This is a genomic window from Azospirillum tabaci (assembly GCF_014596085.1).
In the GTDB taxonomy this organism is placed as follows: domain Bacteria; phylum Pseudomonadota; class Alphaproteobacteria; order Azospirillales; family Azospirillaceae; genus Azospirillum; species Azospirillum tabaci.
The window spans coordinates 339,480-354,191 of sequence record NZ_JACCJY010000001.1; the positions used below are offsets into that span (position 1 = coordinate 339,480).

Annotated in this window: 18 protein-coding genes and 1 pseudogene; 10 read left to right on the forward strand and 9 right to left on the reverse strand. The window is 69.7% G+C overall.

Annotated features, from left to right (window positions below):
- Positions 1–96 precede the first annotated feature (96 nt).
- The 5 genes from ffh to rplS all read left to right on the forward strand — a co-directional run bounded on the left by ffh (position 97) and on the right by rplS (position 3,860).
- Positions 97–1,464, forward strand: coding sequence for a signal recognition particle protein (ffh, locus tag H0B54_RS01620; RefSeq protein ID WP_094301767.1), 1,368 nt, complete (start codon positions 97–99; stop codon positions 1,462–1,464).
- 81 nt (positions 1,465–1,545) lie between these two features.
- Positions 1,546–1,899 (forward strand): 30S ribosomal protein S16, encoded by a 354-nt coding sequence (gene rpsP, locus H0B54_RS01625; RefSeq protein ID WP_014239325.1) that lies wholly within the window; start codon positions 1,546–1,548, stop codon positions 1,897–1,899.
- 131 nt (positions 1,900–2,030) lie between these two features.
- Positions 2,031–2,627 (forward strand): ribosome maturation factor RimM, encoded by a 597-nt coding sequence (rimM, locus tag H0B54_RS01630; protein WP_188258976.1) that lies wholly within the window; start codon positions 2,031–2,033, stop codon positions 2,625–2,627.
- Complete coding sequence (gene trmD / locus H0B54_RS01635; protein WP_188258977.1) at positions 2,624–3,424, forward strand: tRNA (guanosine(37)-N1)-methyltransferase TrmD; 801 nt, start codon at positions 2,624–2,626, stop codon at positions 3,422–3,424. The genes rimM and trmD overlap by 4 nt, the downstream gene beginning before the upstream one ends.
- Positions 3,425–3,464: 40 nt before the next feature.
- Positions 3,465–3,860 carry a 50S ribosomal protein L19 gene (gene rplS / locus H0B54_RS01640; protein ID WP_094301769.1) on the forward strand — a complete coding sequence of 132 codons (396 nt, stop codon included), beginning with the start codon at positions 3,465–3,467 and terminating at the stop codon, positions 3,858–3,860.
- Positions 3,861–4,033: 173 nt separating this feature from the next.
- On the opposite strand, the gene H0B54_RS01645 is transcribed toward rplS, so the two are convergent.
- Together H0B54_RS01645 and H0B54_RS01650 are read right to left on the reverse strand one after the other, a co-directional pair.
- Positions 4,034–4,948 carry a DMT family transporter gene (locus H0B54_RS01645; protein WP_211109106.1) on the reverse strand — a complete coding sequence of 305 codons (915 nt, stop codon included), beginning with the start codon at positions 4,946–4,948 and terminating at the stop codon, positions 4,034–4,036.
- Positions 4,949–5,058: 110 nt separating this feature from the next.
- On the reverse strand, positions 5,059–5,256 hold the full coding sequence (locus tag H0B54_RS01650) for a hypothetical protein (protein ID WP_094301771.1): 198 nt from the start codon (positions 5,254–5,256) through the stop codon (positions 5,059–5,061).
- A gap of 238 nt (positions 5,257–5,494) precedes the next feature.
- Between H0B54_RS01650 and leuC the strand changes: the two genes are divergently transcribed.
- From leuC to H0B54_RS01670, 5 genes and pseudogenes are all read left to right on the forward strand, one after another.
- Entirely contained in the window at positions 5,495–6,898 is a 1,404-nt protein-coding gene (gene leuC, locus H0B54_RS01655; RefSeq protein WP_094301772.1) for a 3-isopropylmalate dehydratase large subunit, read from the forward strand.
- A 108-nt stretch (positions 6,899–7,006) separates the two neighbouring features.
- A pseudogene (locus H0B54_RS30145) lies at positions 7,007–7,144 on the forward strand (helix-turn-helix domain-containing protein); the annotation flags it as partial.
- A gap of 45 nt (positions 7,145–7,189) precedes the next feature.
- Positions 7,190–7,669 (forward strand): helix-turn-helix transcriptional regulator, encoded by a 480-nt coding sequence (locus tag H0B54_RS01660; protein ID WP_246472207.1) that lies wholly within the window; start codon positions 7,190–7,192, stop codon positions 7,667–7,669.
- Between the two features lie 105 nt (positions 7,670–7,774).
- Positions 7,775–8,152, forward strand: coding sequence for a VOC family protein (locus H0B54_RS01665; RefSeq protein ID WP_188258979.1), 378 nt, complete (start codon positions 7,775–7,777; stop codon positions 8,150–8,152).
- A gap of 8 nt (positions 8,153–8,160) precedes the next feature.
- Complete coding sequence (locus H0B54_RS01670) at positions 8,161–8,598, forward strand: EVE domain-containing protein (RefSeq protein ID WP_211109107.1); 438 nt, start codon at positions 8,161–8,163, stop codon at positions 8,596–8,598.
- A 21-nt stretch (positions 8,599–8,619) separates the two neighbouring features.
- Here H0B54_RS01670 and H0B54_RS01675 read toward each other — a convergent pair whose 3' ends face one another.
- From H0B54_RS01675 to H0B54_RS01705, 7 genes are all read right to left on the reverse strand, one after another.
- On the reverse strand, positions 8,620–9,951 hold the full coding sequence (locus tag H0B54_RS01675) for an ABC transporter permease subunit (RefSeq protein ID WP_188258980.1): 1,332 nt from the start codon (positions 9,949–9,951) through the stop codon (positions 8,620–8,622).
- Positions 9,952–10,045: 94 nt separating this feature from the next.
- Positions 10,046–10,783: a tRNA pseudouridine(38-40) synthase TruA gene (gene truA, locus H0B54_RS01680; protein ID WP_188258981.1), complete on the reverse strand. Its 738-nt coding sequence runs from the start codon at positions 10,781–10,783 to the stop codon at positions 10,046–10,048.
- Entirely contained in the window at positions 10,765–11,733 is a 969-nt protein-coding gene (gene fmt, locus H0B54_RS01685; RefSeq protein ID WP_188258982.1) for a methionyl-tRNA formyltransferase, read from the reverse strand. Before fmt ends, truA begins: the two co-directional genes overlap by 19 nt.
- Positions 11,734–11,757: 24 nt before the next feature.
- Complete coding sequence (def, locus tag H0B54_RS01690) at positions 11,758–12,264, reverse strand: peptide deformylase (protein ID WP_094301779.1); 507 nt, start codon at positions 12,262–12,264, stop codon at positions 11,758–11,760.
- Positions 12,265–12,390: 126 nt separating this feature from the next.
- Positions 12,391–12,621, reverse strand: coding sequence for a hypothetical protein (locus tag H0B54_RS01695; RefSeq protein WP_014239339.1), 231 nt, complete (start codon positions 12,619–12,621; stop codon positions 12,391–12,393).
- Positions 12,622–12,727: 106 nt separating this feature from the next.
- Entirely contained in the window at positions 12,728–12,937 is a 210-nt protein-coding gene (locus H0B54_RS01700; protein WP_014239340.1) for a cold-shock protein, read from the reverse strand.
- A 201-nt stretch (positions 12,938–13,138) separates the two neighbouring features.
- On the reverse strand, positions 13,139–14,629 hold the full coding sequence (locus H0B54_RS01705) for a DNA recombination protein RmuC (RefSeq protein ID WP_188258983.1): 1,491 nt from the start codon (positions 14,627–14,629) through the stop codon (positions 13,139–13,141).
- Positions 14,630–14,712: the final 83 nt, after the last annotated feature.

The window sequence follows — 14,712 nt, forward strand, 5'->3', positions numbered from 1 at the left end:
ACCTCCGCCAGTCCGCGAGTTTCGCGCACTGGCTCGTTTGTGCTTGAGCCGATCGCGTTCGAGCGGATGGAGACCGAAACTGAGGACCGCTGACCCATGTTCGATGGCCTGACCGGACGCCTGGGCGACATCTTCGACAAGCTGCGCCGCCGCGGCGCGCTGAGCGAGGAGGACGTCAACGCCGCGCTGCGCGAGGTGCGCGTGGCGCTGCTGGAGGCCGACGTCGCCCTGCCGGTGGTCAAGCAGTTCGTCAATCAGGTCAAGGAACGCGCGATCGGCCAGGAGGTCCTGCGCTCGATCACCCCCGGCCAGCAGGTCATCAAGATCGTCCACGACAACCTCGTGGAGATGCTGGGGCAGGGCGAGGAGATCAACCTCAACGCCGCCGCCCCCGTGCCGATCCTGATGGTCGGCCTGCAGGGCTCGGGCAAGACCACCAGCACCGCCAAGATCGCGCTGCGCCTGAAGAACCGGGACCGCAAGAAGGTCCTGATGGCCTCGCTGGACGTGCGCCGTCCGGCGGCCCAGGAGCAGCTGAAGGTCCTGGGCGAGCAGACCGGCGTCGCCACGCTGCCGATCGTTCCCGGCCAGGACCCCGTCGCCATCGCCCGCCGCGCCATCGAGACCGGTCGGCGCGAAGGCTACGACGTGGTCATGCTCGACACCGCCGGCCGCCTGTCCATCGACGAGGAGCTGATGGCCGAGGTCGCCGCCGTGCGCGACGCGACCAAGCCGGCGGAGACGCTGCTGGTCGCCGACGCCATGACCGGCCAGGACGCGGTGACGGTCGCCACCAACTTCAACGACAAGGTGGGCATCACCGGCATCCTGCTGACCCGCGTGGACGGCGATGCCCGCGGCGGTGCCGCCCTGTCGATGCGCCAGATCACCGGCAAGCCGATCAAGCTGCTGGGCATGGGCGAGAAGATCGACGCCCTGGAGGCCTTCCACCCCGACCGCATCGCCGGCCGCATCCTCGGCATGGGCGACGTGGTGTCGCTGGTCGAGAAGGCCGCCGAGACCATCGACAAGGAAGAGGCCGAGAAGCTCGCCCGCAAGATGGAGAAGGGCCAGGGCTTCGACCTCGACGACATGGCCTCCCAGCTCAAGCAGCTGCGCAAGATGGGCGGCATGTCCGGCCTGATGGGCATGCTGCCGGGCATCGGCAAGATCAAGAATCAGCTCAAGGACGCGAACATCGACGACGGGATGATCAAGCGCCAGGAGGCGATCATCTCCTCGATGACGAAGAAGGAGCGCAAGCACCCCGAGCTCATCAAGGCGTCGCGCCGCAAGCGCATCGCCGCCGGCTCCGGCACCAGCGTGCAGGAGGTGAACAAGCTGCTCAAGCAGTACGACACCATGCGCGGCATGATGAAGCAGGTTCAGAAGCTGGGGCAGAAGGGGCTGATGCGCCATGGGCTGCAAAGCCTCCTGCCGAAGAATTTCCGGGGACCGAACTGATCCCCGGCGACCGCACCGCGCGATGAGCGCGATCACCTTCAACCGCACACCAAGCGACTACACCAAGGAAGCGACTGTCCCATGTCCCTGAAGATCCGTCTGGCCCGTGGCGGCGCCAAGAAGCGTCCGTTCTACTCGATCGTCGTCGCCGACGCCCGCAGCCCGCGTGACGGCCGCTTCATCGAGAAGATCGGCACCTACAACCCGATGCTGCCGCGCGAGCACGAGCAGCGCATCGTCCTGGACGCCGAGCGCGCCAAGCATTGGCTGTCGGTCGGCGGCCAGCCGACGGACCGCGTCGCCCTGTTCCTGGCGAACGCCGGCCTGATCGCCAAGCCGGAAATCCGCGAGACCCCGAAGAAGTCCGCCCCGAAGGCCAAGGCGCAGGAGCGTCTGAAGGCCGAGGCCGCCGCCAAGGCCGCCGCCGAGGGCTGATAGGGATCGGCGTACCTGCCCCCACCCTAACCCTCCCCCGCTGGGCGGGGGAGGGGATAAAGCTCCTTCCCCCGCCCAGCGGGGGAAGGTTGGGGTGGGGGTAGAACGCCCGCAACGCACACGCTCAAGCCATGTCCACAAAAGTCTGCGTCGGCCAGTTCGCCGGGGCGCACGGCGTCCGCGGCCTCGTGAAGGTGAAAAGCTTCACCGAGGACGCGCAAGCCGTGGCGTCCTACGGCCCCCTCTCGGACGAGCGGGGCGCCCGGCGTTTCACGCTGACGCTTCAGGGCACCATGAAGGACCTGTTCCTGGTCCGCGTCGATGGCATCGCCACGCGCGAACAGGCGCAGGAGCTGACCGGTGTCCGGCTCTACGTGGACCGTTCCGCCCTGCCCGAGACGGAGGACGAGGACGAGTTCTACCACGCCGACCTGATTGGCCTGCGTGCGGAACTCGCCGACGGCACCGTCTGGGGCACGGTGAAGGCGCTGTACGACTTCGGAGCCGGTGACGTGCTGGAGATCCGCACGGAATCGGGGCCGCTGGAGATGCTGCCCTTCACCCGCGCCTGCGTTCCGGTGGTCGATGTGAAGGGAGGCCGCGTCGTGGTCGATCTTCCCGCCGTCATCGAAGCGCGCGAAGGCGAGGCGGAAAAGGATGGAGAGGACGCGCCGGACGGTGCGGATGACGCTGAAGGCGACGTTGAAAACAAGGGAACCCGCCCGTGAATCACGGCGCTTCCGGTTCTCTTGTCTGGACGGCCAAGGTTCTGACGCTGTTCCCGGAGATGTTTCCGGGTCCGCTGGGGCTCAGCCTCGCGGGAAAGGCGCTGGAAAATGGAGTCTGGGCGTTGGAATCAGTGGACATTCGCTCGTTCGCGCGCGATAAACACCGCTCCGTCGACGACACCCCCTTCGGCGGAGGGGCCGGCATGGTCATGCGGCCCGACGTGCTGGACGCGGCTCTGACCGCGACGGCGGGTCCTCCGGGCACTCCTGGACGCGGACGGGCGATCTACCTGTCGCCTCGCGGACGGGTGCTCGACCAGGAGCTAGTCAAGGAGCTGGCGGCCACCCCGGTGGTCACCCTGCTCTGCGGCCGGTACGAAGGGGTGGATGAGCGGGTGCTGGACGCGCACAGCCTTGAGGAGGTCAGCCTCGGGGACTTCGTGCTGTCCGGCGGCGAGACCGCCGCCCTGTGCCTGATCGACGCCGTGGTGCGCTTGCTCCCCGGTGTCATGGGCAATGTGGAGACGGCGGGCGAGGAAAGTTTCGAACGGGGGTTGCTCGAATACCCCCACTACACCCGGCCCGCGGTCTGGACCGACGGGCAGGGTGTGGAACGGTCGGTTCCGGACATCCTGTTGTCCGGCCACCACGAGAAGGTTCGCGCCTGGCGGCTCGCCGAGGCGGAGCGGATCACCCAGGCCCGGCGACCGGACCTGTGGGACCGCTACGAGGCGGGCAAGAAGGCCGAGGGTCAGATTGGGAAACGGGGTCGCCGGCGCGGCCCGAAACCAGAGTGACGGTCCGCCGCGAGGCGCACCGATGGAAAGGGGTAGTGTCATGAACCTGTTGCAGCAGCTCGAGCAGGAGCAGATCGAGAAGGCCCTCGGCGGCAAGACCATTCCTGAGTTCTCGCCGGGCGACACCGTCCGCGTGAACGTGAAGGTGGTCGAGGGCACGCGCGAGCGTGTCCAGGCTTACGAGGGCGTCGTGATCGCCCGCCGGAACGCCGGCGTGAACTCGTCCTTCACCGTCCGCAAGATCAGCTACGGCGAGGGTGTGGAGCGCGTGTTCCCGCTCTACTCCCCGCGTCTGGAGTCGATCGAGCTGGTCCGCAAGGGCGCCGTCCGCCGCGCCAAGCTGTACTATCTGCGCGACCGTCGCGGCAAGTCGGCCCGTATCGCCGAGCGCACGACCGGCCGCGGCATGAACAACACGAAGGCCGCCGCGGAGTAATCCGGCGCCCTTTCGTTCGGTACGCCTGAACCAGCACCCGCCCGGAGCGATCCGGGCGGGTGTTTGGCGTTGGGTGATCCGGATATGTTCGGCGATATAGGAGAAGCCCTCCCCTGCGTCGGCGGGGGAGGGTTGGGTGGGGGCCCACGTCAACCGCTCCCCGATCGGCGTCCCTACCGCGCCCGCATCGTCGTCAAAATCCCCGCGCCGATCAGCGCCACGGCGATCAGCACGCCGACGGTCAGCGGCTCGCCCATGAAGACCGCGCTCAGCAGCAAGGCGGTGACGGGGACGAGGCAGATGATCTGCCCGGCCTGGGCCGCCGGCATGGCGGTCAGCGACTTCGCCCACCACCAGAAGCACAGCCCGGTTGCGATCACCCAGTTGAAGGCGAGCACGGTGCCCAGCGCGGGCGTCCAGTGGATCGGCCGGGCGTGCTCCGCCGCCAGGGCCAGCGGCGCGGTCGCCACGGCGCTGACGGCGATTTGCCAGAAGGTCTGCGTCCAGAAGGGCGTGCGCCAGCCGCCGCGCCGACGGCGGTAGAGGGTGGCGCCGAGCGCCCAGCTCAGCGCGCAGGCGAGCAGCAGCCCGTTGCCGAGCAGAACCGCCGGATCGCCCCAGTCCATCAGTGCCGGGTTGAAGAAGACGAGGACGCCGGCGAAGGTCAGCAGCGCGCCGATCACCCGCCCGCGCGTGAAGCGTTCCCCGGCTAGCAGGACGCCCAGCGGCAGCGCCCACATCTGCATGGTGTAGGCCAGCACCGCGGCCCGTCCCGGCGGCACGACCCGCAGCGCGATGGAGCTGAGGTCCAGCATGCCGGCGATCTGCAGCAGCCCGACCAGGGCCAGCGGCCAGCGCTCCCCCGGCGGCGGCAGGAGGGGGAAGCGCAGCACCCGCGACAGCAGGGCCAGCACCGCCGCCGCCCCGGCGAAACGGAGAAAGCAGAAGGTCAGCGGCCCGATGTCGGACAGGGCCAGCTTCATCAGGGGCCAGTTGGCGCCCCAGAACAGAACGATTCCCGCAAGCTGCGCGTAGACCACGGTGCCCGGACCGCCCACGGGTCCCTGGCCGGCCGCGGCGCGTGGCATGGCCTGATCCGCCATGAGTCCTCCCAACCCTGAATTTTGCCGCATCCTACGGCGCGGGTGGGGGCGGGAGGTCTGCGTTCCCGGTGCGGCAGCCCCGCGACGGGACGGCGTTACGGGGCGCCGCCGGTGGAGAAGCCGGTGAGGACCTGGATGCCGAACCAGCCGCCGATGGCGAACAGCACCAGAAGGACCATGGTGGTGGCGATGGCGATGTTGGTCTGGCGGATGCGCCGGCAGTTCGGGCAGCCGGGCAGGTCGGCGGGATAAGGCCGTTCGCAGCGTTCACAGCGGACAGTGGGGTCCGTCACGGGATGACCCTTCGTCGAATGGGGGTGGTGCCGGACGCTACCATAAGGAGCGCCCTGCCCGCCAGCCGATGGGCGGGGCGGCGAAGCGGCGATTTTTCGCTGCGGGATGTGGGGTGTTTTCCACAGGCTCGGCCTTGTCCTGGTTGAAAGAGACGGCTATTGTGCGGCCCTCTTACCGCACGCTTCGTTCGTCCGGTCTGTGGTTTGCGAGAGAGAATTGCCGCGAGAGAGAGTTGCTATGTCCAAGCCGCGCACCCTGTTCGACAAGATTTGGGACAGCCACGTCGTCCACCGTCAGGACGACGGCACCTGCATCCTCTACATCGACCGCCATCTGGTCCATGAGGTGACCAGCCCGCAGGCGTTCGAGGGGCTGCGGCTTGCCGGCCGTCCGGTGCGCCGTCCGGAAGCGACCCTCGCCGTGCCCGACCACAACGTCCCGACCACCGACCGCTCCAAGGGCATCACCGAGGAGGAAAGCCGCATCCAGGTCGAGACGCTGGACAAGAACGCGCGCGACTTCGGCGTCCGCTACTTCCCGATGGACGACGTCCGCCAGGGCATCGTGCACATCGTCGGTCCGGAGCAGGGCTTCACGCTGCCCGGCGCCACCATCGTCTGCGGCGACAGCCACACGGCGACGCACGGCGCCTTCGGTGCCCTGGCCTTCGGCATCGGCACGTCGGAGGTGGAGCATGTGCTGGCCACCCAGACCCTGTTGCAGAAGCCGGCCAAGAACATGCTGGTCCGCGTCGACGGCGAGCTGCCGGCGGGCGTGACCGCCAAGGACATCGTGCTGGCGATCATCGGCAAGATCGGCACCGCCGGCGGCACCGGCCACGTCATCGAATTCGCCGGCGATGCCATCCGCGGCCTGTCCATGGAAGGCCGCATGACCGTCTGCAACATGGCCATCGAGGGCGGCGCCCGCGCCGGCCTGATCGCCCCGGACGAGAAGACCTTCGAGTATGTGAAGGGCCGCGCCCTGGCTCCGAAGGCCGGCGCCTGGGAGCAGGCGGTGGAGTACTGGAAGACTCTCCCGTCGGACGAGGGCGCGGTCTACGACACCACCGTCGTTCTGAACGCCGCCGACATCGTCCCGCAGGTCACCTGGGGCACCAGCCCGGAGGACGTGCTGCCGATCACCGCGACCGTGCCGAACCCGGCGGACGTGGCCGACGCCGGCAAGCGCGCTGCCGTCGAGCGCTCGCTGGCCTACATGGGCCTGGAGCCCGGCCAGAAGCTGACCGACGTGAAGGTGGACACCGTCTTCATCGGGTCCTGCACCAACGGCCGCATCGAGGATCTGCGCGCCGCCGCGGTGATCGCCCAGGGCCGCAAGGTCGCCGAGGGCGTGCGCGCCCTGGTCGTCCCGGGCTCCGGTCTGGTGAAGGAGCAGGCGGAGGAAGAGGGTCTGGACAAGATCTTCACCGAGGCCGGTTTCGAGTGGCGTGAGCCGGGCTGTTCCATGTGCCTCGCCATGAACGCCGACCGCCTGTCGCCGGGCGAGCGCAGCGCCTCGACCTCCAACCGCAACTTCGAGGGCCGCCAGGGCCGCGGCGGGCGCACCCACTTGCTCAGCCCGGCCATGGCCGCCGCGGCGGCGGTGACCGGGCACCTGACCGACGTGCGCAGCCTCTAAGCTCTCACGGTCCGCTGTGACGCCCGGAGCGGGGATGGCCTTCCAGCCGTCCCCGCTTCGTCCTTTTCGGGGCATCCTCCGCTGTCGCGCGCCGAACGCCTCATCGACCTGATCCAGTGCCTGCGGCGCCACCGCCGGCCGGTCAGCGGGCATGTCCTCGCCGACGAACTCGGCGTCAGCCTGCGCACGATCTACCGCGACATCGCCACCCTCCAGGCGCAGGGCGCCCGCATCGACGGCGAGCCGGGCGTCGGCTATCTCCTCCAGCCCGGCTTCCTGCTGCCGCCGCTGATGTTCGCGGAGGAGGAGATCGAGGCGCTCGCCCTCGGCATCCGCTGGGTCGCCGACCGGGCGGATGGCGCGCTGGGAGCGGCGGCGCAGAACGCGCTCGCCAAGATCGCGGCGGTGCTGCCGCCGGACCTCCGCGACCGTATGGACGCCTCGGCGCTGCTCGTCGGGCCGGGGGAGCCGATCGTCGGGGACGGCGTCGACCTCGCCGTGGTCCGGCGGGCCATCCGCGGCGAGCGCAAGCTGTCCATCGCCTACCGCGACCGCGACGGGGCCGCCAGCGAGCGCATCGTCTGGCCCTTCGCGCTCGGCTTCTTCGACCGGCTGCGCGTCATGGTCGCGTGGTGCGAGCTGCGCGGGGCGATCCGCCATTTCCGCGCCGACCGCATCGTCTCCGTGACGGCATTGGAGGCCCGCTACCCGCGGCGGCGGCAGGCGCTGTTGAAGGAATGGCGCGAGGCCGAGGGCATCCCGGTCCGATGAGCGCGTCCGCGCACGACTGCTGACAGAAACTGTCAGGGTGTTGCCCTAGCTTGGTCTTCGCCGGACGGGATCGCCCGTGCCGGAGACCAGCGAGGAAACCAGCCCATGTTCAGCGCCAACATCATCCTTCTCTATGTGGACAGCCCGACCGCCAGCGCCGCCTTCTACGCCGACCTGACCGGCAAGCCGCCGGTCGAGGCGTCGCCGACCTTCGCCATGTTCGCTCTGGACTCCGGCGTCATGCTCGGGCTGTGGTCGCGCCACACGGTGGAGCCGGCGGCCTCCACGGGACCGCTCGGCGGCAGCGGCGAGATCGGCTTCCGGCTGGCCGGTGCCGAGGCGGTGCAGGCCCTTCACGACGACTGGGTGCGGCGCGGCCTGACCATCGCCCAGCCGCCCACCGCCATGGATTTCGGCCACACCTTCGTCGCTCTGGACCCGGACGGTCACCGCCTGCGCGTCTTCGCCCCGACGGAAGCGTGAGGCCCGCCATGAGCCAGCCCATGAGCCGCAGCTGGATCGCCGTCGCCTCCGCCGAGCATGTCCGGCGGGGGCGGGCGGAGGGCTTCATGCAGGTCTGCCACGGCAAGGCGGCGCCGCTGCGCCGCATCCGTCCGGGGGACCGCGTCGCCTACTACTCGCCGACCGAGCGCTTCCAGGGGAAGGACCGCCTGCAGTCCTTCACCGCCGTCGGGGTCGTGCGGGACGGCGCCCCTTACCCGTTCGACATGGGCGGGGGCTTCGTTCCCTTCCGCCGCGATGTGCGGTGGCTGGACGGGCGGGAGACGCCGATCCTGCCCCTGCTCGACCGGCTGGACTTCTCCGCCGGGGTGCGGAACTGGGGCTATCCGTTCCGCTTCGGGCTGTTCACGGTCACCGACCGCGACCTGGACACCATCGCCGCGGCCATGGGGGCGGTTCTGTGCTGACCGGCTTCCGGCGCGGGGGCTTCAGTCCCCCCGCCCGCGGCGGCGGCCCATCAGCCCGTCCGGGCGGTAGATCAGGAAGAGGGTGAGCAGGCCGAAGGCGACGATGTCCTTGTAGGCGATGGCGAAATAGGCCGACCAGAAGGTCTCCACCAGCCCCAGCAGGGCGCCGCCCAACATGGCGCCGGGGACCGACCCGATGCCGCCGACCACCGCGGCGGCCAGCGCCTTGAAGCCCACGAGATAGCCCGTGTAGAAATTGACCCCGCCGTAATAGAGCGCGATCACCGCCCCCGCCGCCGCGGCCAGCGCGCCGCCCACCGCGAAGGTGGTGGCGACGGTGCGGTCCACGTCCACCCCGACCAGCTCCGCCGCCCCGACATCGTCGGCGCAGGCGCGGTGGGCGCGGCCGTAGGCGGTGCGCTGCATGATCGCCCAGAGCAGGGCGTAGAGTCCCCCGGTCATAAGCAGGATGACCGCCTGCGAGGTCAGGGCGGTGACGGTGAAGGCGCCGTCGCTGAGCAGCTCGTGCCGGTCGGCCAGGAACTGGGCGGGCCACCAGTCGCGGGCGCCGTGCAGAAGCCGCATCCCCTCCTGGTAGGCGATGGACAGGCCGACGGCGGCGATCAGCGGCGTGTGGTTGTGGGTGCGGCGCAGGCGGCGGAACACCAGCCGGTCCATGGTCCAGCCCTGGACGGCGGTGAAGGCCATCACCGTGGCGAAGACCCCAAGCACCGCCAGAGGCAGGCTGCCCAGCCCGGCCATGCCCAGCGCCGCCGCCCCCATGGCGGTCAGCATGGCGCCGATCATGGTCAGCTCGCCCATGGCGAGGTTGATCTGCCCGAGGATGCCGTAGACCAGCGTGTAGCCCAGCGCCAGCAGCCCGTAGACGCAGGCCACCGTGGCGGCGTTGATGACCTGCTGCAGGAAGAACAGCAACGGCGCCCAGTCCGTCCGCGGCCCCCGCTCCGGTTCGCCCGACTCCGGCGGCAGGCCGAGGCGGGCGGCGGGCAGGCCGGCCCAGATGCGCAGCATGGTGAATTGCATGGGCCTCAGCCGCCCCATGCGGTCGGTCGCCACCGCCACCAGCTCGTGCCGGCGCGAATCGAAGAAGCGCCCGCCAAAGCGGCAGGCGATCCAGTGGGTCCCGTTGTCCGCTCGGTAGGTCAGGCGCAAGGCCGGCTCCTCGCCCGCCATTTCGGCCGTGTCCAGGATGGTGACGGGGCCGGAGTCGAAGGCGGGGATCAGCTTGCGGCACAGCGCGGCCTGATCGCCGTCCACGCCGCAGCCGGTCAGCAGCAGGACGGCGATCAGCAGAAAGAGCGGCGGGAACAGGCGCGGCGGACGGCGGTGCACGGCGGAGGGAACCCGGCCGGTTGTGCTTCGTCCGTGAGTCTATCGGCAATCGGGGGCGAGCGCCAGACGCCGCCTTCCGAACCTGAAGCCGCCGTCAGTAGCGGGCGCCGACGAAGTAGAGACCGTCCGGCGGGGCGGTCGGCCCGGCGGCGGAGCGGTTGCGCGCCTCCAGCGCGCGGCGCAGGTCGTCGGCGCTCCATTTGCCGGCCCCGACCAATTCCAGCGTGCCCACCATGTTGCGCACCTGATGGTGCAGGAAGGAGCGGGCGGCGGCGTGCACCCGGACCTCCTCGCCGACCCGCTCCACGGTCAGCCGCTCCAGCGTCTTGACGGGAGAGTTGGCCTGGCAGAGCGCGGCGCGGAAGCTGGTGAAGTCGTGCTGGCCGACCAGGGCCTGCGCGGCCGCGTGCATCGCCTCGGCGTCCAGCGGGCGCATGACGTGCCAGGCGCGGCCCGTCTCCAGGGCCAGCGGGGCGCGGCGGTTGACAATGCGGTAGACGTAGCTGCGCCCCAGGCAGGTCATGCGGGCGTGGAACTCCTCCGGCACCGCCTCGGCCAGCAGGACGGCGACGGGGGCGGGCCTCAGGTGGAAGTTCAGCGCGTCGCGCAGCTTCAGCCCGGTGAAGGGCTTTTCCAGGTCGAAATGGCAGACCTGCCCCAGCGCGTGCACCCCGGCGTCCGTCCGTCCGGAGGTGTGGACGCGCACGGTTTCGCCGGACAGGCGCGCGATGGCCTCCTCCAGCGTCTGCTGGACGGAGGGGCCATTGTCCTGCCGCTGCCAGCCGACGAAGGGCCGGCCGTCATATTCGAGGGTCAGTTTCCAGCGCTGCATGCGGCGTCGCCGAGACGGGTGCCGACAGGCAGAGTGAAGCCGCGCAGCAGGGCGGCGCCATCCACCGGGGCCTTGCCGGGCCGCTGCACCAGGGTGAGGCGCACGGCGCCGTCGGCGCAGGCGACCGTCAGAAGGTCGTCCAGCAGCGTGCCGGGGGTCGCCTTGCAGGCGTCTGGGGCCGGTTCGGCCTTCAGCACCTTGATGCGCTCCACCCCGCCGGCCGGCGTCGGAGCGTCGAACCAGCAGCCGGGCCAGGGGGTGAGCGCGCGGACCTGCCGCTCCACATAGGCGGCGTCGCGCGTCCAGTCGAGCCGGCCATCCTCGCGCGTCAGCTTGGCGGCGTAGGTCACGCCCTCCTCGGGCTGCGGCTCGGCGGTCAGGCGGCCGGCGGCGAGGCCGTCGAGCGCCTCGACGATCATGCGGGCGCCCATGTCGGCCAGCGCGTCGTGCAGACTGCTGGCTGTGGTCTCGGCGGTGATCGGCACCGCGTCCTTCAGCAGCATGGCCCCGGTGTCCAGCCCGATGTCCATCTGCATGATGGTGATGCCGGTCTCGGCGTCGCCGGCCAGGATCGAGCGCTGGATCGGGGCGGCGCCGCGCCAGCGCGGCAGCAGGGAGCCGTGCACGTTCAGGCAGCCCAGCCGCGGCGCGTCGAGGATCGGCTGCGGCAGGATCAGCCCATAGGCGGCGACCACCGCGGCGTCGGCCCTCAGCTCGGCGAACTCCGCCTGGGCCTCGGCGTTGCGCAGCGACTTGGGCGTGCGCACGGGGATGCCGCGCTCCTCGGCGAAGCGGTGGACCGGGGATTTCTGGACCTGCTGCCCGCGCCCGGCGGGGCGGGGCGGCTGGCTGTAGACGCAGACCACCTCGTGCCCGGCATCGGCCAGGGCGCGCAGGCTGGGCACGGCGAAATCCGGCGTGCCCATGAAAACGAGGCGGAGCGGCGTCATGAAGAGTCGTCCAACGTCAGAAGGTTAGGCGCGCTGCATCTTCTGGACTTTGCGCAGGATCATGTTGCGCTTCAGCATCGACAGGTAGTCGACGAACAGCACGCCGTTCAGATGGTCGATCTCGTGCTGGATGCAGGTCGCCAGCATGCCGTCGGCCTCGATCTCGCGCGTCTCGTTGGTCTCGTCCAGATAGCGGACGCGGACCGACGCCGGGCGGGTGACTTCGGCATATTGGTCGGGCACCGACAGGCAGCCCTCCTCGCACACCGACGTCTCGTCCGACTTCCAGACGATTTCCGGGTTGGCGAGGCGGATGGGGTTTGGCTTCTCGTCCTTGTCGTGCACGTCCACGACGATCACGCGCTCCAGGATGCCGATCTGCGGCGCGGCGAGGCCGATGCCCTTCGCGGCGTACATGGTCTCGACCATGTCGTCCATCAGCTTGGCGATGCGGGCATCGACCTTTTCGACGGGCTTCGCCTTCTGCTTCAGGACGGGGTGCGGGGCGACGAGGATATCGAGAACGGCCATGGGAACTCAGCAACGGTGCGTGGAGGTGCGACAATCCGTCAAAATATGAGGGGCGGGCCACGAGGTCAAGGAAGGCGCAAGGCACAACCCGACGCGACCCGCCGATCCGGTCATGACGGCCGCGCCTCAGAGGGGCGAGCGGGTGATCGACTTGATGGGGCCGCGGGGATTGCCGGACATCTCGGCGATCTTGCGGTCCTGCTCCTCGATGAAGCCGCGGGCCGGCTCGTCGCCGTCCAGGCCGCCGACCAGCGTGCCGGGGACCTTGCGGTTGGAGGTGCGGGCGCCGTCTTCGTACAGCACGTCGAACAGCACGAAGGCGCTGTCCACCGGCTGCTTCTTCTTGGTCTTGGCCATGGGGGAAACTCCGAACGTCAGGGGGTGCTTGTAGAAGAAAAGCGCGCAACGGAAAAGGGCACCGGTTTCCCGGTGCCCCCTCCGATGCCGTGTCATGAGACGTGGCTCAGACGGCCTTCAGGTTCTCCGCCGAGGTCTTGCCGCGCTTCGGATCGCGCTGCTCCTCGTAGGACACCTTCTGGCCTTCGTTCAGGCTGCGCAGGCCCGCGCGCTCGACCGCGGAAATGTGGACGAAGACGTCCGCGCCGCCGTTGTCCGGCTGAATGAAGCCGTAACCCTTGGTGCTGTTGAACCACTTGACGGTACCGACAGGCATGATTGCCCTCCGATTAGTATGAAAGGCGCCGCATCGGCCGGTGCGGCGCATCAGACTGTGTCCAGGCATAGCGACGATCTGGGCACCCGAAGGCGTAGCAGGCCGGCAGTCCGAAGCAGAATGACAGGAGGGAAATTGGGACCGCTCCCGTCCTTTGCAAGGTGAAACAAGACGGGCAAATCTGGGTTGCAGACTTTGACCCTACGCCCTGGCTGCCGCTCGCAGTTCTGCCGCTCTCATTTCTGTTGCCCTTAATTCTGTTGCCCGGTGCTCGGCCGCGCGAAGCTCCGGCGCCTGGAGCGGGCGCGGGGCGTGGTCCAGCGGCTCCAGCAGGGGGATCTCCTCGGCGCTGTCCGGGGTGGCGTGCAGGTCGCGGAAGCGGCGGGCGGTGACCAGGACGCGGGACTCCAGGCTGCCGACCGCCCCGTTGTAGCAGCCCACCGCCTTGTCGAGCTGCCCGCCCAGCCGTTCCATATGGCCGCCCAGGTCGTGCAGGCGCTTGTAGAGTTCGGCACCCAGCGCGCTGATCTCGCGGGCGCTGTCGGTCAGCCGCTCCTGGCGCCAGCCATAGGCGACGGCGCGCAGCAGCGCGATCAGCGTCGTCGGGGTGGCGAGGATCACCCGGTGGTCGATGCCCGCTTCGATCAGCGCCGGGTCGTGCTCCAGCGCCGCGGAGAAGAAGTTCTCGCCGGGCAGGAAGAGCACGACGAATTCCGGCGAATCCGCGAACTGGTCCCAATAGGCCTTGGTGCCGAGCTGCTTCATATGCTCCCGCACATGGCGGGCGTGGCGCGACAACCCGTCGCGCCGGGCGCCGTCGTCGGCGGCCTGCACGCCGTCGAGATAACCTTCCAGCGGCGTCTTGGCGTCCACCACGATGGTCTTGCCGCCGGGCAGCTTGACCACGAGGTCGGGGCGCAGCCGCCCGCCGGCGGCCTCCACGCTCATCTGCTCCACGAAGTCGCAGTGGTCGAGCATCCCGGCCATCTCGCAGACCCGGCGGAGCTGGATCTCGCCCCAGCGGCCGCGCGCCACCGGGCTGCGCAGGGCACGGACCAGGTTCCCGGTTTCGGCGCGGAGCTGGGCCTGGGTCTCCACCAGCGACAGCACCTGCTGCTTCAGCCCCTCGTAGGCGCCGGCGCGGCTGCGCTCCATCTCCTGGATCTGGCCGTCCATGCGCTCCAGCGACTGGCGCACCGGGGCGACGATGTCGGCGATGGCGGTCTGCCGCTTCTCCAGGTCGCCGCGCGCCTGCTCCTGGAAGGTCGTCAGCGTCTCCTTGGCGAGGTCGAGGAAGCTCTGGTTGTTGGAGCGCAGGGCCTCCGCCGACAGGGCCTTGAAGCTGTCGGACAGGGTGGCCTGCGCGCGCTCCAGAAGGGCCAGCTTTTCCGCCGCCGACGCGCGCTCGCGGGCCAGCGTGGTGGACAGTTCCGCCTGCCGCTCGCGGGCGGCGGACAGCTCGCCGTTCAGTCGGGTGATCTGGTGGTCGCGGGCCTCCACCTCCTCCCGCAGGTCGCCCTCGATTCGCTCGGCGACGTCGAGCCGGGTGACCAGTTCGGCGTGGATGGCGGCAGCCTCCGCCTCGGCGCGTGCGGCGTACAGGCGCACGATCATGCCGGCGAGGATCGCCCCCAGAAGGGCGCCGGCAAGGCCGCCGAGAGCCACCGACTGTGCGTCGAACGCGAACTGCATGAAATTCCCCGAAGATCGCTGCAAATGCCGAGACTGCAGGCGAGACTACAGGAACGAATCAGGAAAGAGAACGGGCAATGAAC

Bases quoted from the DNA above. Each gene is read 5' to 3' on its own strand.
- ffh (WP_094301767.1), top strand. From the start codon at position 97: ATGTTCGATGGCCTGACCGGACGCCTGGGCGACATCTTCGACAAGCTG.
- rpsP (WP_014239325.1), top strand. From the start codon at position 1,546: ATGTCCCTGAAGATCCGTCTGGCCCGTGGCGGCGCCAAGAAGCGTCCG.
- rimM (WP_188258976.1), top strand. From the start codon at position 2,031: ATGTCCACAAAAGTCTGCGTCGGCCAGTTCGCCGGGGCGCACGGCGTC.
- rplS (WP_094301769.1), top strand. From the start codon at position 3,465: ATGAACCTGTTGCAGCAGCTCGAGCAGGAGCAGATCGAGAAGGCCCTC.
- H0B54_RS01645 (WP_211109106.1), bottom strand. From the start codon at position 4,948: ATGCCACGCGCCGCGGCCGGCCAGGGACCCGTGGGCGGTCCGGGCACC.
- leuC (WP_094301772.1), top strand. From the start codon at position 5,495: ATGTCCAAGCCGCGCACCCTGTTCGACAAGATTTGGGACAGCCACGTC.
- H0B54_RS01660 (WP_246472207.1), top strand. From the start codon at position 7,190: ATGTTCGCGGAGGAGGAGATCGAGGCGCTCGCCCTCGGCATCCGCTGG.
- H0B54_RS01665 (WP_188258979.1), top strand. From the start codon at position 7,775: ATGTTCAGCGCCAACATCATCCTTCTCTATGTGGACAGCCCGACCGCC.
- H0B54_RS01670 (WP_211109107.1), top strand. From the start codon at position 8,161: ATGAGCCAGCCCATGAGCCGCAGCTGGATCGCCGTCGCCTCCGCCGAG.
- truA (WP_188258981.1), bottom strand. From the start codon at position 10,783: ATGCAGCGCTGGAAACTGACCCTCGAATATGACGGCCGGCCCTTCGTC.
- fmt (WP_188258982.1), bottom strand. From the start codon at position 11,733: ATGACGCCGCTCCGCCTCGTTTTCATGGGCACGCCGGATTTCGCCGTG.
- def (WP_094301779.1), bottom strand. From the start codon at position 12,264: ATGGCCGTTCTCGATATCCTCGTCGCCCCGCACCCCGTCCTGAAGCAG.
- H0B54_RS01695 (WP_014239339.1), bottom strand. From the start codon at position 12,621: ATGGCCAAGACCAAGAAGAAGCAGCCGGTGGACAGCGCCTTCGTGCTG.
- H0B54_RS01700 (WP_014239340.1), bottom strand. From the start codon at position 12,937: ATGCCTGTCGGTACCGTCAAGTGGTTCAACAGCACCAAGGGTTACGGC.
- H0B54_RS01705 (WP_188258983.1), bottom strand. From the start codon at position 14,629: ATGCAGTTCGCGTTCGACGCACAGTCGGTGGCTCTCGGCGGCCTTGCC.